Origin of the sequence: Vibrio ezurae NBRC 102218 (genome assembly GCF_000467185.1) — a bacterium.
Classification (GTDB): domain Bacteria; phylum Pseudomonadota; class Gammaproteobacteria; order Enterobacterales; family Vibrionaceae; genus Vibrio; species Vibrio ezurae.
On the sequence record NZ_BATM01000036.1, the window covers coordinates 17,551 to 36,644 of the forward strand.

Here is a 19,094-nt window from a genome sequence, read left to right on the forward strand (position 1 = left end):
GGTTGAATACCATAAATAACCTCGATGAGATCACTAAATATTATATAAATAATAAAAAATACATGAAGCTTATCTACATTTGATAATTAATATATAAAATAAATGTGATGTCTTTTAATTTTGTTATTCGACTGATGATAGTGTTTTTCCCATTAATGAAGAGTTTTGACTTGAATGCCAAGTTTTTTTATTCGGCTTCTTAATGTATGCGGATTGATATCTAATAGTTCTGCTGCACCATTGGAACCTTGTATTTTACCTTTGGTAAACAGAAGTACCTTTTCTATGTGGTTTTTATTGATTTCATCTAAGGTATAGAACATGGTTTCAGGGTCTTGCTGAGTGGATAACAGGTAAGGAGTGTGTCTCACCTCAACGGTCGAAAAAGTCAGCTCCGCTTCCTGACAACTGATCACCGCTCGTTCTATGACATTAGAAAGCTCACGCACATTGCCCGGCCAGTGGTAGCTTTGTAGGTTTGCTATCTCGCCCAACGCGATTTTGGGAGTGGGTAGATGCAACTTATTACAACATTGGGCAATAAAGTGATTGGCAAACAGAGGTATGTCTTCTAAGCGCTCTCTAAGGGGGGGCACAGTGATAGGAAAAAGGCATAAACGATAGTATAAATCAGCGCGGAAGGTGTTGTTTTCTACCATCTTATCTAGTGAACGATTGGTTGCTGCTATGATTCTGACATCAACCTTGATGGTCGAGTTACTGCCGACACGTTCCATCTCCCCATTTTGCAAAACGCGCAGCAGCCTCACCTGAGCCTGTTTCGAGAGCTCGCCGATTTCATCTAAGAATAACGTGCCTTTGTGCGCGCGTTCAAAGCGACCGATTTGACGTTCAATTGCTCCAGTAAATGCGCCTTTTTCATGGCCAAATAACTCACTATCGATGAGGTTCTCAGGGATAGCGCCACAATTGACTCGAATAAAAGGCGCATCTTTGCGTGTGGAGAGCGTTTGTATTTCATTGGCAATGACGTCTTTACCTACGCCGGTTTCTCCTAAAATAAGCACCGGCGCGTCGGTTAGCGCGATGGCTTCAACTTGGCGCATGGTCTGCTTTAAACCTGTTGTACAGCCAATAACATCGACACGATTAATTCCGGCTATTTTATGTTTAAGATGCTGGTTTTCTTTGAGTAAATTCTCATGCATCTTTTTGATTTCTAAGTGTTTAATGCTATTTGATACTGCGATGCCAAAAGGGGAGTTTAAAGATGAGAACAGCTCAGTATGCAATGAAGTAAAACGATTTTCACCTCGCGCAAGCAGTGCGATATCACAGATGCGTTGATCGCCAATTTTAATTCTTGAAATCATATGTGAATACGAGTGGTTGCCATAAATGGACTTGAGATGCTCCTGCACCTTGCCACTAATAGGATCATCTTGATAATCGTTAACGGTCTTTACATCAATAGTCTGCTCCCAGCGCGGTATATAGCGAAAATCCTCTTCGATCGGGATGATGATGTCACAGGCTCGGCTGCTGCTGACATCCGCTGAGGCAATGATTCTAAGGGAGCACAGGTTTTCATCCCACAGGTGTACCGACAGCACGTCACCGGGAATGACTTTGCTCATAAATTGCAGGCAGTGTTGTAATCCAAGATGCAAATTCAGACTTCCGGTAAGGGCCTCTACGGCTTGCTTATAAAAACGGTCTTTATCCATATAGGTTGCTTCACTTAATTATTATAAATAGGAAATATCATTGTGATATTTAATAGTGCTGTGATATTTCCTATTCTATCTTGAGCTCCAATATCTAAAAACTGATTAAGATCATTATTTGGTTGTGAGTTATGTTGATGAAGATCCATAAATTAATAATTAAAAATGTTGGCTTGCATTTTGCTATATGAAAGTAACTATTAAAGTTGTTAGTGGAGTAATTGGATGAAGATTCCTAATATCGCAGCAGATAAACAATTAAAAGTAATTTTATTTGGTTTAACCCATACAATAAATGTATTAACTAAAAAAGACCGAAAGTTTAAAGCCCTTGTTTCTCAAAAAGATTTTACGGCGTGTATTTGCATTCGAACGTCAGATGTTGGGCGAGTTTTTAAAATTAAAGATGGAAAAGTACGATCGCAATCAAAAAAAGACCTAAATTGTGATGTGGTCATGACATTTGAATCCGCAGAAGATGCGATGAAGATGATGGTGCCGTGGCGCGATTATCAAGATGTGATTGATCTGGCAAAGCTCTTTAAAGTGGATATTTGTGGCAAGAAAGATGACACCGTAGTGGTGCATTTCACCGATATTCTTGGCGCTATTATGGACAACCAAGTGAAATACGGTACGCCAATGCCAGATGGCACGATGCGTTATGTAAACAATACCAATGGTGGTCCGGTTTTTGTGTTTGTAAAAGACGATAAAATCATTCGTATTACGCCAATTGATTTGGCTGAGGATGATGCCAAGCCATGGACAATCAAAGCTCGTGGTCAAGAGTTTACGCCAACCAACAAAGTGACGGTAAGCCCGCACACGCAAGGCATCAAATCTACCATCTATTCAAAAGATCGTATTTTGTATCCAATGAAGCGTGTCGATTTTGATCCAGATGGCGAGCGCAACCCGCAAAACCGTGGCATTTCAGGCTACGAACGCATTAGTTGGGAAGAGGCCACCGACATAGTGGCAAAAGAAATTGTGCGCGTGAAAAAAGAATTTGGACCGGGCGCGATTATGAACGGTTCTGGCTCGCACCATACTTGGGGTAACTTAGGCTACTGGCTATCGGCTCGTCCACGCTTCTTCAATACTATCGGTACTTCTTATGTAGCGCATAACCCAGACAGTTGGGAAGGCTTCTATTGGGGCGCAATGCACCACTGGGGAAATTCAATTCGTCTTGGCGCGCCAGATACCTATTCAACAGTAGAAGATGCACTGCAACATACGGATATGATCGTATTTTGGTCAGCGGATCCGGAATCGACCAGTGGCGTATACGGCGCTATGGAAGGGACGCAGCGTCGCTTGTGGGCAAAACAGCTCGGCATTGAGTTTGTGCATATCGACCCATTCTACAACCACACCGCAGCACTGCTTGGCGGTAAATGGTTTGGCACTAAGCCTTCTACGAGTAATGCCATGGCGCTTGCGATTGCTTATGTATGGATGAAAGAAGGCCTATACGATAAAGACTTTGTCGCCGATAAAACCGAAGGCTTTGCCGAGTGGCAAGAGTACGTATTGGGTAACGAAGATGGCATTCCGAAAACGCCAGAGTGGCAGGAAGACGAAACGGGAATTCCAGCACATGATGTACGTGCACTCGCAAGAAAATGGGGTTCAAAACGCGTTTATCTAGCTGCGGGTGGTATTCAAGGCTTTGGCTCTGCATGTCGCAGTGCAACGGGCGCTGAATGGGCACGTTCTATGGTGTGCTTGATGGCGATGCAAGGCATTGGTAAGCCGGGTGTAAACATGGGTTGTTTGCAACAAGGTACTCCGGTTGATACGCGCTTCTTCTTCCCTGGTTACTCAGAAGGCGGTTTGTCCGGTGACTATGAAGGCACAGGCGTTGGCGTGAACATGTATCAGCGTATGCCACAAGTGATGACCATGAATACGGTTAAACAAGTGGTGCCAAGATTGAAGATCCCAGAGGCGATCTTAGAGGGTAAAACAACCGGTTACCCAACGGATACTAAGTCGATTGAAGGGCAGTTCTTTGAGTTTAAATACCCAGCTCCAGGGCATGCTCCGATTAAGATGTACTACAAATACGGTGGCTCTCACTTTGGCACTATGAACGATTCAAACCGCTACGCGCACATGTATCGTAGCCCGAATCTAGAAACGGTCGTTAACCAATCTATTTGGTTAGAAGGTGAAGCGAAATTTGCTGACGTGATTCTGCCGGCTTGTACTAACTTTGAGCGTTGGGATATTGGTGAGTTTGCGAACTGTGGCGGTTATATCCATCACTGTTATACGCAGGTAAACCACCGCGTTGTGACCATTCAGCATAAGTGTATTGAACCGTTAGGTGAGTCTAAATCTGACTACGAAATCTTCCGCATGATTGCTTCTAAGCTAGGTCTAGGGGCTTACTACAGTGAAGGTACGTCGGAGCTTGAGTGGGTACGCCGTCTATTTAATGGTACGGATTTGCCAAGCAAGATCTCTTGGAAGCAATTCTTAAAACGCGGTTACTACGTGGTTCCGCCACCGAAAGAAGAGCATCGAGATCCTGTGTCATGGCGCTGGTATTACGAAGGGCGTAAGAAAGATGTGCCAGAGATGAACCCGCTTCCTTCTGAATATAAAGAAGGCTTTAAAGAAGGGCTACAAACGCAAAGTGGCAAGATTGAATTCGTCTGTAACAGCTTAAAACGCTTTGCTCCGGATGATCCTGAGCGTCCAATCATGACCAAGTACATTCCGTCTTGGGAAGGGCCACACTCGGGTGAGTTGTACGAGAAATATCCATTGCAGATGATTTCTCCGCATAGCCGATACAGCTTCCACACCATGATGGATGGCAAGGATTCTTATATTAATGATATCCATGATCACCGCGTTGAGATTGATGGATACTTCTATTGGATCATTCGTCTTAATGACGCTGATGCGAAGAGCCGTGGTATTAAGCATAACCAAATCGTTGAAGTATTTAATGATCGTGGTTCGGTGTTGTGTGCCGCTCATATTACCAGTCGCGTACCAGCAGGTACGGTGCACTCTTATGAATCTTCGGCGCTCTATGAGCCAATTGGCGAACCAGGACGCTCACCAGATCGTGGCGGCTCGGTAAATACATTAACCCCAAGCCGTCCAATTATTAAAAAGTCACACTCAACGGCATGTAACTCTTGCTTAGTGAATATCCGTGTATGGGAGGGAGAGTAATTATGGAAAATCAACAAGTCATCCAAACTTGGAACCTGATCGTAGACGTAGAGCGCTGCGAAAACTGTAACAACTGTTTCATGGCCGACAAAGACGAATATTGTGGCAACAGCTTCCCCGGTTACACCGAAGAGCAGCCTCGTCACGGACATCGCTGGATTGACATTAAACGCAGAGAAAGAGGTAGCGGTTCATTAGTTGACGTTGCCTACCTACCGACAATGTGTAACCAGTGTAAAGATGCACCTTGTGTGAAAGCGGCGAAAAATGGTGAGATTTATCAACGTGATGACGGGATTGTGATCATCGATCCTATCAAAGCAAAAGGGCAAGAGCGCTTAGTGAAAAGCTGTCCTTACGGGCACATTTGGTGGAACGAAGAGTTATCGCTACCGCAAAAATGGTTCTTTGATGCGCACTTGCTAGATAACGGCTGGAAAGAGCCACGTTGCGTGCAGTCTTGTGCAACAGGCGCATTGCAGTCAGTGAAAACCAGTGACCAAGAAATGGAAGAAACCGCCAAGCGTGATAACTTGCAAGTGCTTCATCCAGAGCACGGTACGCGCCCTCGAATTTGGTATAAAAACCTACATCGCTTTAATAAGCAGCACATCGCAGGTTCGGTCATTATGACCGTTGATGGGGTGTCTGATTGCGTAGAGTCTGCGATTGTGAGTCTAAGCCAAAACGGTAACAAGATTGCTGATCTCAATACCGATTACTTCGGTGACTTTAAGTTTGATGACTTAACTGAAAGCCCTGAACCGTACACAATTAAGGTCTCTCATCCGAAAGGCCAGTATGAAACGTCATTGGTGCTCGAAGACAGTATCAACTTAGGTGTTCTCGTCTTAGAGTAACAATATAGCTAGACAGTGAACCAATAAATAAAACCCCAAATGCTAAATTAGCCTTTGGGGTTTTTCTTTGGGCGAACAGTTAATGACTAAGACTATTACAGTGCGTACCTATATATTAATAAATAGGCTTGTCACATTAAGCCTGAGTATAATAATTTAGCGCCAGAAAGTAGCAGTAGGAAATAACAAATGCGGTATACTTGTTGCTGTGAAGCAATATTTAATAAATAAACCCCAAGCTTCACGCCAATTGGTGCTAGAGGAAGAAGTACCAGTGAAGTCAGTAGGTTTTGGTAATCAAATTGACCAAAGTAAGCGTAAGGAATCAGCTTAATCAGGTTCATAATGGCAAATAACACCGCCATAGTGCCCACTAACACCATCTTATTGAGTTTTTTAGGCAGCAAATAAATGCTAATTGGCCCGCCACCAGCATGAATCATAGTGCTGGAAATCCCTGATAATGTACTCCAAATACCGCAAGAGATTTTACCCGAACTTTTGGCCGGACCCATTAAGTAATATTGCACGCAAAATAGCAGTGATACCGCGCCGATACTGATTTCTACCACTTTGTCGGATACCACTCCCATGATCAGCGAGCCAATCAAAATGCCAATAAAAGCATACGGAAAAATCATCTTCAGTTCTTTGTAGTCACAGTTTCTGTGATGATGTTTTACAGCAAAGATATCCATGACACACAAAATAGGCAGCAATATCGAAGCTGCCTGAAAGGGAGGCACAGTCAGAGCGATAAGTGGTACCGCGATGACGCCTAATCCGCCACCAAATCCTCCTTTGCCTATGCCGTAGACCAGAACTGCGGGAATAGCAGTCAAATAAAAGTAGTAGTCGTCAATCATAATAATATCTCAATAATAAGCAGAGAATAAATGAGCTAATCAAAGACGTCATAACAATCTATTTAATATATGCATTACGACGTTGATGAAGAACTTTGAATTTATATAGAAGGGAAATTTAATTAACCAGATCTTATATTAATAGAACCTAAAAAATATAAAGCGAACCCAAGTCATAAAAACCAAAAACATCTTTTCACATACAAAAACCCCCGTTTTACCAGCGGGAAAGTGCGAGGTCAGGTCTTGAAATTTGCAGGTAGTTTAAATGCTCGCCATGCCTCAATGTTTGATCTACTGGGCATTTGATGAGTTTGAATGAAAGAAAACTTTCATATGGGTGCAATCGTTTTTTGTTGCATCGCTGATAGATTCATCACAACTTTGATATTCATCATATGAATCAATTAGCATTAAATGCTGAAACAATAGTATTTTGAATAACAGACAAAGAATGTAAATCACAATTAAAATCATAGGGATATCAATGAAATACATAACTAAAGTTGGCGTAGGACTCGGTGCGCTTTTTGCCATTTCTAACCTAGCGCACGCCAGCAATTATTATGCAGATGGACGTACAACCGCTATGGGTGGCACAGGAGTAGCTTCTGGCAACTATTTATCGGCGAGTTTTATTAACCCAGCTTTGCTGGCAAATAGTAAAGAAAGCGATAGCTTTGGTATTTTGCTTCCTTCTATTGGCGTGAGAGCCTTGGATCAAGATGACACCTTGTCTGATATCAACGACTTGCAAGATAACGTAGATAACTTGAACGAAAACAGTAACCAAGAGGATATCGACAAGTTCGCTGATACTTTTAATGCCGTTGCTGAAAATGCGCCAGTGTTTGCAGAAGCAAGTGTTGGGATTGCGGTGGCGATTCCTTTTGAGGCGGTATCTGTGGCTCTGTTTAGTCAAAACTACGTAAATGTGGTTTCTATGGTGGATGCGGAACCAATCAATAGCTCAGATTGGGCTACCATCGAGCAAGCTTACCGCAGCGCCGAAGCATCAGTAATTGGGGTGGGCGTTATGGATATTGGCGTGACGTTGGCAAAACAATTCTCGTTTGACGAGCATCGCGTGTCGGTTGGTTTCTCACCAAAGTTTCAGCAGCTACATAGCTACTATTCAAAAAGTAGCTTAGATGATTTTGAATTGAGTGATTACGATGATTCAAAGAACACTGAGAACGTGTTTAATTTAGATGTTGGCTTTTTATATCAGTGGCATGCGTTGTCTGTCGGTCTTAGTGCTAAGAACTTGATCAGCAATGAGATTGAAACAGCGCCAATTTCGGGCACTTCACACACTTATCAAGTTGACCCAAACATTGCGATGGGTGTGGCTTACCAACTTGAGTATTTCACAGTGGCTATTGACGGTGATCTCAATAAGCAAACCCGATTCAAGCACATTTCCACAGACGATACTCAGTTTGTGCGCGCAGGTATGGAAGGGGATCTGTTTCACTGGGCTCAGCTTCGCGTCGGCTATGAGCATGATCTAGAAGGTAACTTTAAAGACAGCATTACCGCGGGTATTGGTTTTAGCCCATTCAATGTCGTGCACATTGATATTGCAGGCTCGTACGCGGATAAAACCCAAGCAGGCATCGGCCTGAACTTGTCTTTGACTTTATAACCTAAAAACCCCAGAGGTGAATCTTCGCCTCTGGGGTATATCGAGGTTAACTCAATTCCATTACCTTACTTCTGGGTGATATAACTCTGAACCGGCGTCTAGAAATTCTTGAGATTTCTGACGCATTCCTTCAAGAGGGTCATCAAGCATTTTGATTTCCAGAGCTTGATCAAGCGCCACTTGTTTGGAATCTTTCGCGTATTCACGCACCTCTTGTGAGATCTTCATTGAGCAAAACTTTGGACCACACATAGAGCAAAAATGGGCAACTTTGCCGGACTCTTGAGGTAGGGTTTCATCGTGAAAAGCGCGTGCGGTTTCTGGGTCTAAAGACAGGTTGAATTGGTCTTCCCAGCGGAACTCAAAACGCGCTTTTGATAAGGCATTGTCACGAATTTGTGCGCCCGGATGGCCCTTGGCAAGGTCGGCTGCGTGCGCGGCTAATTTGTAAGTGATAAGCCCCGTTTTAACGTCTTCTTTATTGGGTAAACCTAAATGCTCTTTTGGGGTGACATAGCAAAGCATAGCGCAGCCATACCAGCCAATTAATGCCGCTCCAATGCCTGAGGTAATATGGTCATAACCTGGGGCAATGTCGGTAGTGAGAGGGCCAAGCGTATAAAAAGGCGCTTCGTGACAGTGTTCTAATTGTTCGTCCATATTTTCTTTGATCATATGCATAGGGATATGTCCCGGACCTTCGATGATCACCTGTACATCATATTCCCAAGCCACCTTGGTGAGCTCACCCAGTGTACGTAACTCGGCAAACTGCGCTTCATCATTCGCATCGGCAATTGAGCCCGGTCGCAGTCCATCGCCAAGGGATAAACTGACGTCGTACTTAGCGCAGATTTCGCAGATTTCACGAAAGTGCGTGTAGAGAAAACTTTCTTGGTGATGAGCTAAACACCACTTAGCGATAATCGAACCGCCGCGAGAAACAATGCCCGTGACACGCTTAGCCGTCATTGGCACGTGACGCAATAGCAAACCTGCATGAATCGTAAAGTAATCCACGCCTTGCTCTGCTTGTTCAATCAAGGTATCGCGCATCACTTCCCAGTTGAGGTTTTCAGCCACGCCGTTAACTTTTTCTAGTGCTTGGTACATAGGTACTGTGCCAATGGGGACTGGGCTATTACGTAAAATCCATTCGCGAGTTTCATGAATGTTTCGCCCAGTCGATAAGTCCATCACCGTATCGGCGCCCCAGCGGGTAGACCACACTAACTTCTCTACTTCTTCTTCAATAGAAGAGCTGACCGAAGAGTTACCAATGTTAGCGTTCACCTTGACCAAAAAGTTTCGCCCAATGATCATCGGCTCAGCTTCTGGGTGGTTGATGTTAGCAGGGATAATCGCACGCCCTTCGGCCACTTCTCTGCGCACAAATTCAGGGGTAATTTCTTTGGGGAGGTTTGCGCCAAAATGTTGTCCTGCGTGCTGCTGATTGAGCTGTTCGTCAGCAAACTTTTGACGCCCCATATTTTCACGAATGGCAATAAACTCCATTTCAGGTGTGATAATACCTTTCCGAGCATAGTGCAATTGAGTGACACATTGATTGGCTTTTGCTTGACGAACTTGCGGTAGATTTCCATATCGAAGCTCATCTAAGGTTTCATCTTCTAAGCGGGCTTTGGTATAGCTGGAGCTTACGCCTGGTAAAACTTCAGTATCGTTACGCTTGCTTATCCATTGATCTCTGAGCTTAGGTAAACCGCTATATAAATCAATATGATGTTCAGGGTCGGTATAGACCCCTGAGGTATCATAAACCTGAATCGGTTGATTTGGCTGGTGGACTGGCGCATTTTTTGTGCCCCCAATCAGGCTGTCTGAAAGGGCAATTTCACGCACAGGAACTTGAATGTCCGGTTGTGAGCCTTGAATGTAATGTTTGCTTGAGTTTGGGTAGGGCTGTACTGACAGTGAGTCAATAAATTGTTTTGCTTCTAGTCTTGATTGTTTACGGTTCGACATAGCATTTTTCCAAATAATTAAAGGTGATAAAATGCTTGGCGGATTGGATGCAACAAGAAAGATCAAAACTCAGATAGAGTGATGATCTGGGGATAGAGATCGCAGGCGAAAAAATCTCTACTCTTGTTCCCTTTCGCAGGTATTAGCCTGATCAGGTTCAACGGATCCCGAGTTAACGGTCTCAGCCTTATGGCACTCCGACAAGTAGCACGCAGTATACAATCCCTATGTGAAGATTAAAAGTCACACTATAAAATGCAACTGGATTCATGGTTTGTGTGGGGTAATGGTGGAGCCGATGGCTTTTGCTTGTGGCAGAACTTATCGTAAATCTCTCGCTCAATTAAATGCGAGATTGAGTGTTTACATCTTTTCGTGACTAGCAATCGCTGACAATTGATCCTGAATGATAGATTTCCTTCGAAGCCTCATTAATATAAAACACATAGCAACCATTGGATTTCAACACATAACCTCTTGGCCAAATATAAGAGGCTCGATCTTGTCCGCCATTTGGTGTCAGGGGATAACTAGGCACCGCAACGTAGCCGTTTTTACCGGGGTACATATTGCCCAAAATACAAAATTCAGGTTCGTCGCAAGGAACCGTTTGCCAATTGCGAGTCCAAGACGAGGGAACGTCGATCTCTAATAATGCGCGCAGTGTCCCGGCGCTTGCCTCAGGCATACCACCAGTAAGCGAAATGGTTTGGCCTAGGTAGTCGATGGAGTTTTTGGCATTATCAATGGCTATCTTTGCATCAGCAAAAGACAGTGATGACTTTAAAGCCGCTTCGACACCATTCACGCTAGCTTCAACGGCATTGCTTGACAGGTTAAGAAAGCGAGGAGCGGCTACTACAGCAAGCGTTGCCATTATGACAATAACCACCACCAACTCTATTAATGTAAATCCTTGCTGGGAACGCATATCCTTTCCTTAGGATACCTTGTTAATATAGGTGCATATTAACATATAGAAACATTTTGCGTGATACTAATTGCGGGTGAATGCCAGCGATTAAAGCCATGCGATACAAGCATGGCTTTAGGTTGAAACAGTATCCGTTTTTGCTAATTAGAATTGATACCCTAACGTCCAAGAGATAGTGTAATACTCACTGTCATTGTAGCGAGAAAAATCAAACCGAAAGTCGGAATAAAGGTGTGAATTTAAATCAGCTCTGAGACCGGCACCAGTCACAAAGCTAATTTCGTTAAAGCGATAGTCAGTTTTATTGATTGCCCTTGTTTCAGATTGTCGAGCTAGCCCTAATATGCCATAAGGTTTAATAGCAAATCCGTTGATATGCACTTTATAACCAATGTCGGTATCCAATTTTATATTGTAGCCATCTAAATCACTGGTTTGCTCCCCAACCACAAAAGTGTCTTTATTTTGTGAATAAGACAGATTGATTCCCAGAATATTATTGAGCTCATAGCCATATTCAAGTCGAAGACCGTCTCCCCATTTGTCAGACTTGGTTAGCCATTCAGAGGTATTGGTGCTGTTGTAACCCACACCAATACGATGTTTTGACTGCGAGGTATTGGCCTGCGCAGTTGTGGTTAGCAGGAGACTAGCAATAACGATTGTGATTAATTTATTCATGTTAAACCTTAAATTGGGAAAATCGTTCCTTTTTATTTATCGCTCCTTGCTGATTCCGTTATTGTGTTTTTTTTCATCTCATCAGGCCAATAAGCAGTGCTGATGTTAGTGATTACAATGGCTTATTAGCTCCTAGAATTCTTCTCGACTAACTTGTTGTAAAAACAGAAATGCCGTACTGTGAATGATGAAGGGATATGATAACCATTGCAGATTGAGACTCTTATGCGCAAAGACCGCTTCAATACACTGGATCTGAATTTATTAAGAACGTTCTTAGTTTTGAGCCATGAGCTGAATATGCGTAAAGCATCTGAGCGTTTACTGGTTTCACAGCCAGCCATCAGTCAGGCTTTGCAAAAACTGCGCTTTCATTTTCAAGATGAGCTGTTTATCAAAGTGCCACAAGGGCTCACTGCCACGCCGTTTGCGATTGATTTAGCGCAAAAGATTTCGCCACATTTAGATAGTTTAGCCACGGTTTTAAACGAAAAAGCCGATTTTGATCCCAATGAGATTTCAGGTTTCTTACGCATAGCGGTAGCGCCTATTGTGCTCACTTGTCTATCGGGGGCATTGTTTCAACACCTAAAATTGATTGCGCTCAATGCCAGAATTGAATTGGTTGGATGGAATAAGGAAACGCTCAATGACATCCGCAGTGGTGAGGTTTTATTTGGCGTGAGCATGGAGCAAAAACGGATTCAGAGCGTCAGTTCAAATGCGCTAGTTGATCTTAAAAGTCGAGTCTTTGTTAGAAAAGAGCACCCGTTAAACAGCCCTCAAGTCAGTCCCCAAGAGTTAGCGCCTTTTGGCATCGCCTCTATTATTACTCCAGGCTGGAATGATGATAAAACCCTGACAGCCGATGTGATGCGAGAACAAGGTTTAACGCCAACAATAGGTTTTCGCTCATAGTTTGTGATGGCAGTGGTGGATGTCATCGAACACACCGATTTCTTTATGCCACACTCAGATCTATTTCCTTTACATCGCTTTCCAAACTTAAAAGTAATGACTCCGTTAGTAAATAAAGAAGAGATGACATTTACGCTATTTTCGTATTTTCATACTAAAAACAGCAACGCACCACTGCTCTCATGGCTAGAAAGACAAGTGAGACTGGTTATTGAGCAAGAAAGAATAGAGTAGGTGAGTGTCAACAGCTTTGCTTACCGAGTTTAATCACAACTAGCATTAACGAAGGTCATTATGACATTAAGAGTGGTACCAGAGCTGTATTGCTTTGATATGAGCATCAGTAAATCGTATTTTATCAACGTATTAGGTTTCTCCATCAAGTATGAACGCCCTGCGGAAGATTTTGCTTACCTCACTTTAGAGGGCGTCGATGTGATGCTTGAAGGCATCCAAGGAAATAGCCGAAAGTGGATTTCAGAGAGCTTAGATTTCCCGCTAGGGCGAGGCGTAAATTTTCAGTGGGATGTAACGGATATAGAATCACTGTATCGAAATGTCAGATCTAAGTCCGCTGATTCCATCTATTTGTCTATGGAAGCAAAGGGTTATCAATGCGGCAATGCCATCATCACTCAAAAGCAATTTATTGTTCAAACACCGGATGGTTACTTATTTCGATTTTGTCAGGACGTAAAGTGAGGGGAGGTGACTACTGCGTTCATCTTCACTAACAATATACCTATACCCATCATTTTAACTCTCTCCTCATTACTTAAACACATAACTGGTATGCATATTCGATCTTTGATTGCTTAGCATACCAACGGTATCTTGTGCCCAACGATAAGGCCCTAGGCGCTGATTTAGCACAGAACCGTATGAGGAAAGACCGAATGAACACGCTACCGAAAATTATATCTATTCTTGCACTGTTAACATCGACCAGTGTTTTGGCTAATACCGATTGGTACGTTGGTGGCGGCACCTCCCATGGTAGTAACGTGCAAGGTGACACAGCAATCGTGGAACTTGGCTACAACGGCGAAATATTTGGTGGCTCAATTTATGGCGGCAAAGGTGATGCTGTCATCGAACAAGATACAGCCAAATATAACAGCGACGACGGCTACTTCATCGGTACTGAATTTGAAGCGGGCTGGAAGTTTCACCTAGGCCAAGACTTCACCATAAAACCGTATGCTCTTATAGGCTACGAACTGCAACTTATCGATGAGCAAGCTGCTAACGATCTACTGGCTAGTGGCACAGCTAGATACGGCGCAGGCGTACATTCCACATGGAAAATGTTTTACCTAGACGTGGAAGTAGCAGAGCACCGATGGGAAGCGGATAAACTTGAAGATCGTTTTGGTGAATATGATGAGAGTGTGGCGACTGTGACTGTGGGGTTTACGTGGTAGTGTAGATGTAAACGACAATGCAGTTCAGATAGTCGTTAGTTCAGTCTTATAGAGCGGCGACTCCTCTTATCAGAGAGGCAGGCGCCGCACAAAATCTCTATCTGAAATGGGAGTCGTCAAATATCAACATGCTGGTTTACACAAGAATGCCATTTAAGAGATAGCTCGCTACAGGCCTCTAAATAATTCACCAACCAACCAACCAACCAACCAACCAAACTATCAACTATCGGAAGCCGTTCCGGTTTGAATTGCTAGGGCTTCAGGGTAGCCTCTGTCTCTCGCCAATGCTTTAGCTCGCATCTCTATCTTCTCTAAGGATAACGTTGATAAGTATGGATGGGCCTGCTCGATAGTGATTCTAGAACTCATCTCAGATGCCGTTAAAGTTTGTTCAGCACTACTTAAATCTTGCAATTGTTGCTTGATCTTACGTGCTGCCTGATAGGCCGATGAGGCCTTTACCAGCTCAATCCGTGCATAGTTGTTTTGGGTGAATGAGACATCTGCGACGCGAAGACTTGGGTCTTCACCTGGGATTTGCTGAGCACCAAAAAGAGGTTTTCCGCCCACGCTAGCCTTTGAAAAGGTGGGGATATGCTGAGTCATATGTTCAATGGCATTTTGAGTGCGCTGTTGAATCGCCATTTCAGGCCATCCCTGAGTGATTTTGGCCTCAAGATCTGATGGCAATCGAGGTTGTGAGCTTGGTGCTTCACTTGCTACCAAGCCCTTGTCAAACAAGGTGATAGATTCGGTCATACCGTGGACTTGAAAGTAACCATTACTATACGGGGTTAGCTGCGCCATGCCTTGCGGTGTGCCTCTCTCACCATGGAAAATCACCTCAGGCCAGTGTATGCCAGTGTTTTCCCAATGCGTTATGAATGCAGACTTAAACTCCACGAATCGCTTTTGTGACTGCTTAGTTAGGTCATCTATAGTGCCCGTTTTATACCCTGTGGCATTCACCAGATAATCCACAACGACATGTTGCTTCTCGCCCTGTTTTGGCTGGTAGGTTAAATGCCATTGGTTATTTTCGTAGCGCGCATCTTCCAAGCGACATCCCATCTTCAAATGAGCATGAGGATGATGCTCTAGAGTGAGGGTGACACTGGCCGCAAGACGAAAAACGCTCAGGCCAAATTCTTGAACAACCACAACGGGATACTTGAGCTTATCTAGGTCAACGAATTGAGCAAAGGGAATCATCCAGTCGTCATGACTCGATGGATTGTTGGGTTGCTTGTGATCACGCAGCGCCTCTAATTGTTCACGACTGTATTGCGAGTAATACTGGTCCGGCTCGCCTAATACGGCATTTAGAGGGTCTTGAGAGACCAAAGATTGATAGCTTTGTTTGATAACAGAAAGGCGAGGTAGTAAGGCATCTGGCTCATTACTATCAGTAAGTGGCGTCGCAATAACCGTAGGTCGTGCGTTTACGGCATACGGGAAAAGACGCACTGTCTCAATCGACTGCTTAAGTAACGCTGTACATTGCTGTTGAGAGATCTCTCGATAAAGATTACCACCCGCATGAAGGTGACAAATGGGTGGACCATTAACTAAGCCATCACTTTGCTCAATCAAAGTTACGTCTATACCCTGTTCAGCAAGATGTAACGCTGCTGTAGAGCCCGCGATCCCACCACCAATAACTGCAACACGGAGCGAAGTTTGCACTTGTTCAGCCACGACCTATCTATCCTTTATTCCTAATACACACTAATTTGCTTTTAACGAATTAGCTGTCGATCAAACTGTGCATACTTTACAGGCGATAGCCTTTTATTGGAACCATATCAGGGCGTTACATTGTAAAACATCTCTATGTAGTCGCAGACTTTGCGTGCGATCTCTATAGAAACGAGTCTTTATCGTTTGGAATATGGCTTTTCTAGATTACAGGAGGGCCAATATGATGCTGCGCATACTGAAAAACTCGCTGACAAGTAAGGTCTGTTTTCGGTGGGGATAGATAGGGTAGATGCCTGTATCCGTAGTGGAAAGCTTATGATCCGTCAGACGAGGTACTAGCTTTGTTTCTGAGATTGGTTGATCGAGATTAAATAAGTCGATTAGCGCATAACCTAAGCCTCCCATCATAGTGCGCACTTCACTGATCTTATCGTTGCCCTGCATTCTAAGGGTGACCATATTGCTTTTAAGATCTCTCCTATGCAAAAAGCAAGACCTGATCCTGTTTACGATGAACTAATTTCTATTCTGAGCCTAGATAGGCTCTGTGATCGACTAACCTTATTGTTTACCTTAGCAAGCCCAATATTACGATCTAAAATAGTTAGGTATTGGTAGAAATAGTTAAGTTAAGGATTTGGATACTTTAGAGAAAGATATTTTCTCCATGGCTGTTTATGTCCACCGAAATGTTGAACAAGCCTCTGTCTAACAAGCTTTTGTCCTAAAAATTGGTTCTGTACAACGTTTCTGGACCAACACGATTTTCAGATTCAAACAGAAAAAACATAATTTGGATTGGGGTGCCGGATCACTTTTATCTGTATTTATAACGTGTAAAGTTATCTAGGTATCTGGTTTATATGAACCATTACATATTGATGTAAAAAAGTGGTACAAGGAAGTGATCACATGAAGAAGCTATTAATATGCACAATTCTTGTGGGTTGCAGCAGTGTTAGAGAGTTCGACACTGTTGGTATCCACAACACAACTGAATTACTGCTCAACAAATATGCAGAAACTCACTCAGGTGGAGAGGTAAAGAGAGAGAAAACAAAGCATTGGAGTGGCATTTCAAGAACCGTGTTTTTTTTCAGTAACAAAGATCAAAATTTTAGAAAGCAAACTTTAAATGAATTAGGGCGGTACTGTAAATATGCCTCTGGAGGAACTTGGGGCTATGGCGGTTGGTGTCTAAGTAAAGATAGCCGTGAACCTTTATACCGCGTAATAGTACAAGACTTTATTCGTGGTGTTAACCCCAGAGAAGAGCCAATTTACAATCTGAGAGTTGAGGTGCAGACTCCAACGTCTTCGAATAATAAAGAAATGATTCGCATCTTTGATTCAGAAGTTGATCAACATAAGAATAATGTACAAAGTTTTCTTGTACTTGATATTCAAGGTAAAGATATAAATAAGCAATCGTTTCTAATCTGCAAAAAAAGCATGAAAGCGGTTTATGGTTGGGCAGTCGGAGCAACGACTACAGAGGTAGCATTTGTTAATCCAAGATACCCCGATAGCGTATACTACTCCTATGATGTGGGGCAATTTGGGGTTTGTAGTGTAAGCGAAATTGCAAATGATCCATCCACAGAATATATGCAAGTCATCAAGGATAATGAACCAAGTAACATGCTGAAGGTTTTCGAAACTATTCGTTATGTTCGTGATAAAGGGCTTTATGCGGCAGTTGATTTACCTTGATCACAAGCAAAGGGAGCGAGTCTAGCGTTTTTCCACGCATTACTTTTAGTATGTCAAAACTAGCAGACTATCTGAAGCGTATTAAATAGCGAAACAAACATTGAGTCAAAAACGGTTTAGAGCAGTAACACTAAGGCGCTTTTGCCCCTTAGCAGAAACGAAATAGACATTCAGGTGAATGTGACTTGTTGTTTTCCGGAAGAAGACTCTATCTAGTGTTTGTTACTTTGAGCGAGGTGATTTAACTCACAACGAAAAAAGCGCACACTTCAAGTGCACGCTCTGAGTGGTTATAGGTTAATAAAAATCCGCACAACGCAATATCTGCACCAAAAGCAGGTACCTCAGCATTCTGAAGCTTGTTATTTAGGGCTCTCTTAATTTATTTTTAAATGACCAGAAGGGCATTACAATTTAGTTACAGGTAATGATGTCGCCAATACGAGTACAAGTGGTAGTGTTACCATTGTCGTCGGTGCAAATGGTTTGATCGCCGATCTGTTGGCATATACCCGCGAACGCTGGTGTTACAAATGAAGCTGCGCTGAACGCAGTCGCTGACATTACAATAATTAGTAACTTTTTCATGGTATTTTCCTGTTTTTTTACGTGCTTTGCCCGTTTGGTTTTGCTTATTGTAGATAAAACCTGTACTTTCTAGAGGCGCTATATTAAGGGGACGGATATTGATGAAAACGCCCTTCTCACCTCCCATTAGCGGGTAGTCGCTCTCTGATTTCTTAGTGATTGTTATCTAGTGGAACTTGATGGCAGAAAGCTTTTCGGAAGTGTCAACACAGTACGTTAAGTGCTGTGATCAGTAAATCATATCAAGCTTTCTATTTTTCTTTCGCTTAGGTCCGTGAATTTCATTGCACTGATCCCCGATGCTATACCGTGAGTCGTATTGTATCGCGATCACTTGCATCAATCGGACGTGGAATATTATTTTTCACAGAAGTTGAATGATATGTTTGTGCTGAAAAAAGAAAGCTCATAACCAATGCATTGAGGTTTGGTGGTGCTTAATGGAGAAAGGCTCATTGTGAGTTTCTTTTTCTTAGGACTTAGATTTAGAGTTTGTACTTTACAATCAAGATGTGTGTAAGATTATTAATTAGATGGTATGGTCCACACCTAAATTACACTCAGCTATGTCGCTGAACTTTGGGAGGTTCGATCACTTGACCGAGATGCTTGGAAGATAATTGCAAGACCCCTTATAAGTGAGCAGCTAATTTGTTGTGGCAGGTTGACGGAAGTCAACAGAGACTTAGGGGTTGCATTATTAAAAGAAGGCCTAACTTACCTAAATCAATATATGTAGTGGTTTAATGATCCCGGACACCCAATTAGGTGATAAAGTCACCACAATTAATGAGGTGTTCAATGACAAAACGACAACGACGTACATTTTCTTCTGAGTTCAAAATGGATGCAGCATGCTTGGTTCTTGATCAAGGTTACTCAA

16 protein-coding genes and 1 riboswitch are annotated in these 19,094 nt (G+C 43.0%); of the genes, 8 read left to right on the plus strand and 8 right to left on the minus strand.

The window, feature by feature from the left end:
* Positions 1–152: 152 nt before the first annotated feature.
* On the minus strand, positions 153–1,688 hold the full coding sequence (locus VEZ01S_RS11050; RefSeq protein WP_021714129.1) for a sigma-54 interaction domain-containing protein: 1,536 nt from the start codon (positions 1,686–1,688) through the stop codon (positions 153–155).
* Positions 1,689–1,913: 225 nt separating this feature from the next.
* On the opposite strand from VEZ01S_RS11050, the gene VEZ01S_RS11055 reads away from it, so the two are divergent.
* A complete protein-coding gene (locus tag VEZ01S_RS11055; RefSeq protein WP_040890796.1) occupies positions 1,914–4,889 on the plus strand; it encodes a molybdopterin-dependent oxidoreductase in 2,976 nt (991 codons plus the stop codon).
* A gap of 2 nt (positions 4,890–4,891) precedes the next feature.
* Positions 4,892–5,749, plus strand: coding sequence for a 4Fe-4S dicluster domain-containing protein (locus VEZ01S_RS11060; RefSeq protein ID WP_021714131.1), 858 nt, complete (start codon positions 4,892–4,894; stop codon positions 5,747–5,749).
* Between the two features lie 131 nt (positions 5,750–5,880).
* Here the strand turns inward: VEZ01S_RS11060 and VEZ01S_RS11065 are convergent, their stop codons facing one another.
* Entirely contained in the window at positions 5,881–6,615 is a 735-nt protein-coding gene (locus VEZ01S_RS11065; protein ID WP_021714132.1) for a sulfite exporter TauE/SafE family protein, read from the minus strand.
* 487 nt (positions 6,616–7,102) lie between these two features.
* Between VEZ01S_RS11065 and VEZ01S_RS11075 the strand changes: the two genes are divergently transcribed.
* Positions 7,103–8,263, plus strand: a complete 1,161-nt coding sequence (locus VEZ01S_RS11075; protein WP_021714133.1) for a conjugal transfer protein TraF — start codon at positions 7,103–7,105, stop codon at positions 8,261–8,263.
* A gap of 60 nt (positions 8,264–8,323) precedes the next feature.
* On the opposite strand, the gene thiC is transcribed toward VEZ01S_RS11075, so the two are convergent.
* The 3 genes from thiC to VEZ01S_RS11090 form a co-directional block, all read right to left on the minus strand.
* Complete coding sequence (gene thiC, locus VEZ01S_RS11080; protein ID WP_021714134.1) at positions 8,324–10,249, minus strand: phosphomethylpyrimidine synthase ThiC; 1,926 nt, start codon at positions 10,247–10,249, stop codon at positions 8,324–8,326.
* Positions 10,250–10,359: 110 nt separating this feature from the next.
* A riboswitch (TPP riboswitch) is annotated at positions 10,360–10,459 on the minus strand.
* A gap of 169 nt (positions 10,460–10,628) precedes the next feature.
* A complete protein-coding gene (locus tag VEZ01S_RS17025; protein ID WP_021714135.1) occupies positions 10,629–11,180 on the minus strand; it encodes a pilus assembly FimT family protein in 552 nt (183 codons plus the stop codon).
* 147 nt (positions 11,181–11,327) lie between these two features.
* Positions 11,328–11,864, minus strand: a complete 537-nt coding sequence (locus VEZ01S_RS11090; protein WP_021714136.1) for a porin family protein — start codon at positions 11,862–11,864, stop codon at positions 11,328–11,330.
* A gap of 225 nt (positions 11,865–12,089) precedes the next feature.
* On the opposite strand from VEZ01S_RS11090, the gene VEZ01S_RS11095 reads away from it, so the two are divergent.
* The 4 genes from VEZ01S_RS11095 to VEZ01S_RS11105 all read left to right on the plus strand — a co-directional run bounded on the left by VEZ01S_RS11095 (position 12,090) and on the right by VEZ01S_RS11105 (position 14,206).
* Complete coding sequence (locus VEZ01S_RS11095) at positions 12,090–12,782, plus strand: LysR family transcriptional regulator (RefSeq protein WP_021714137.1); 693 nt, start codon at positions 12,090–12,092, stop codon at positions 12,780–12,782.
* A 3-nt stretch (positions 12,783–12,785) separates the two neighbouring features.
* A complete protein-coding gene (locus VEZ01S_RS17050) occupies positions 12,786–13,016 on the plus strand; it encodes a hypothetical protein (protein WP_369370981.1) in 231 nt (76 codons plus the stop codon).
* Between the two features lie 60 nt (positions 13,017–13,076).
* Positions 13,077–13,484, plus strand: a complete 408-nt coding sequence (locus tag VEZ01S_RS11100; RefSeq protein WP_021714139.1) for a bleomycin resistance protein — start codon at positions 13,077–13,079, stop codon at positions 13,482–13,484.
* Positions 13,485–13,678: 194 nt separating this feature from the next.
* On the plus strand, positions 13,679–14,206 hold the full coding sequence (locus tag VEZ01S_RS11105; protein WP_021714140.1) for a hypothetical protein: 528 nt from the start codon (positions 13,679–13,681) through the stop codon (positions 14,204–14,206).
* Between the two features lie 222 nt (positions 14,207–14,428).
* Here VEZ01S_RS11105 and VEZ01S_RS11110 read toward each other — a convergent pair whose 3' ends face one another.
* Together VEZ01S_RS11110 and VEZ01S_RS11115 are read right to left on the minus strand one after the other, a co-directional pair.
* A complete protein-coding gene (locus VEZ01S_RS11110; protein ID WP_021714141.1) occupies positions 14,429–15,907 on the minus strand; it encodes an FAD-dependent oxidoreductase in 1,479 nt (492 codons plus the stop codon).
* A 207-nt stretch (positions 15,908–16,114) separates the two neighbouring features.
* Positions 16,115–16,354 carry a type 2 periplasmic-binding domain-containing protein gene (locus VEZ01S_RS11115; RefSeq protein ID WP_040890803.1) on the minus strand — a complete coding sequence of 80 codons (240 nt, stop codon included), beginning with the start codon at positions 16,352–16,354 and terminating at the stop codon, positions 16,115–16,117.
* A 468-nt stretch (positions 16,355–16,822) separates the two neighbouring features.
* On the opposite strand from VEZ01S_RS11115, the gene VEZ01S_RS11120 reads away from it, so the two are divergent.
* On the plus strand, positions 16,823–17,623 hold the full coding sequence (locus VEZ01S_RS11120; protein WP_021714143.1) for a hypothetical protein: 801 nt from the start codon (positions 16,823–16,825) through the stop codon (positions 17,621–17,623).
* 414 nt (positions 17,624–18,037) lie between these two features.
* Here the strand turns inward: VEZ01S_RS11120 and VEZ01S_RS16760 are convergent, their stop codons facing one another.
* Positions 18,038–18,211 (minus strand): hypothetical protein, encoded by a 174-nt coding sequence (locus VEZ01S_RS16760; protein ID WP_156896020.1) that lies wholly within the window; start codon positions 18,209–18,211, stop codon positions 18,038–18,040.
* Positions 18,212–19,094 lie beyond the last annotated feature (883 nt).

What these genes read in the sequence shown, in the direction of transcription:
- VEZ01S_RS11115 (WP_040890803.1), bottom strand. Translation starts at nt 16,354, where the DNA reads ATGCAGGGCAACGATAAGATCAGTGAAGTGCGCACTATGATGGGAGGC.
- VEZ01S_RS11060 (WP_021714131.1), top strand. Translation starts at nt 4,892, where the DNA reads ATGGAAAATCAACAAGTCATCCAAACTTGGAACCTGATCGTAGACGTA.
- VEZ01S_RS11095 (WP_021714137.1), top strand. Translation starts at nt 12,090, where the DNA reads ATGCGCAAAGACCGCTTCAATACACTGGATCTGAATTTATTAAGAACG.
- VEZ01S_RS11120 (WP_021714143.1), top strand. Translation starts at nt 16,823, where the DNA reads ATGAAGAAGCTATTAATATGCACAATTCTTGTGGGTTGCAGCAGTGTT.
- VEZ01S_RS11105 (WP_021714140.1), top strand. Translation starts at nt 13,679, where the DNA reads ATGAACACGCTACCGAAAATTATATCTATTCTTGCACTGTTAACATCG.
- VEZ01S_RS16760 (WP_156896020.1), bottom strand. Translation starts at nt 18,211, where the DNA reads ATGAAAAAGTTACTAATTATTGTAATGTCAGCGACTGCGTTCAGCGCA.
- VEZ01S_RS17025 (WP_021714135.1), bottom strand. Translation starts at nt 11,180, where the DNA reads ATGCGTTCCCAGCAAGGATTTACATTAATAGAGTTGGTGGTGGTTATT.
- VEZ01S_RS11055 (WP_040890796.1), top strand. Translation starts at nt 1,914, where the DNA reads ATGAAGATTCCTAATATCGCAGCAGATAAACAATTAAAAGTAATTTTA.
- VEZ01S_RS11050 (WP_021714129.1), bottom strand. Translation starts at nt 1,688, where the DNA reads ATGGATAAAGACCGTTTTTATAAGCAAGCCGTAGAGGCCCTTACCGGA.
- thiC (WP_021714134.1), bottom strand. Translation starts at nt 10,249, where the DNA reads ATGTCGAACCGTAAACAATCAAGACTAGAAGCAAAACAATTTATTGAC.
- VEZ01S_RS11065 (WP_021714132.1), bottom strand. Translation starts at nt 6,615, where the DNA reads ATGATTGACGACTACTACTTTTATTTGACTGCTATTCCCGCAGTTCTG.
- VEZ01S_RS11075 (WP_021714133.1), top strand. Translation starts at nt 7,103, where the DNA reads ATGAAATACATAACTAAAGTTGGCGTAGGACTCGGTGCGCTTTTTGCC.
- VEZ01S_RS11100 (WP_021714139.1), top strand. Translation starts at nt 13,077, where the DNA reads ATGACATTAAGAGTGGTACCAGAGCTGTATTGCTTTGATATGAGCATC.
- VEZ01S_RS11090 (WP_021714136.1), bottom strand. Translation starts at nt 11,864, where the DNA reads ATGAATAAATTAATCACAATCGTTATTGCTAGTCTCCTGCTAACCACA.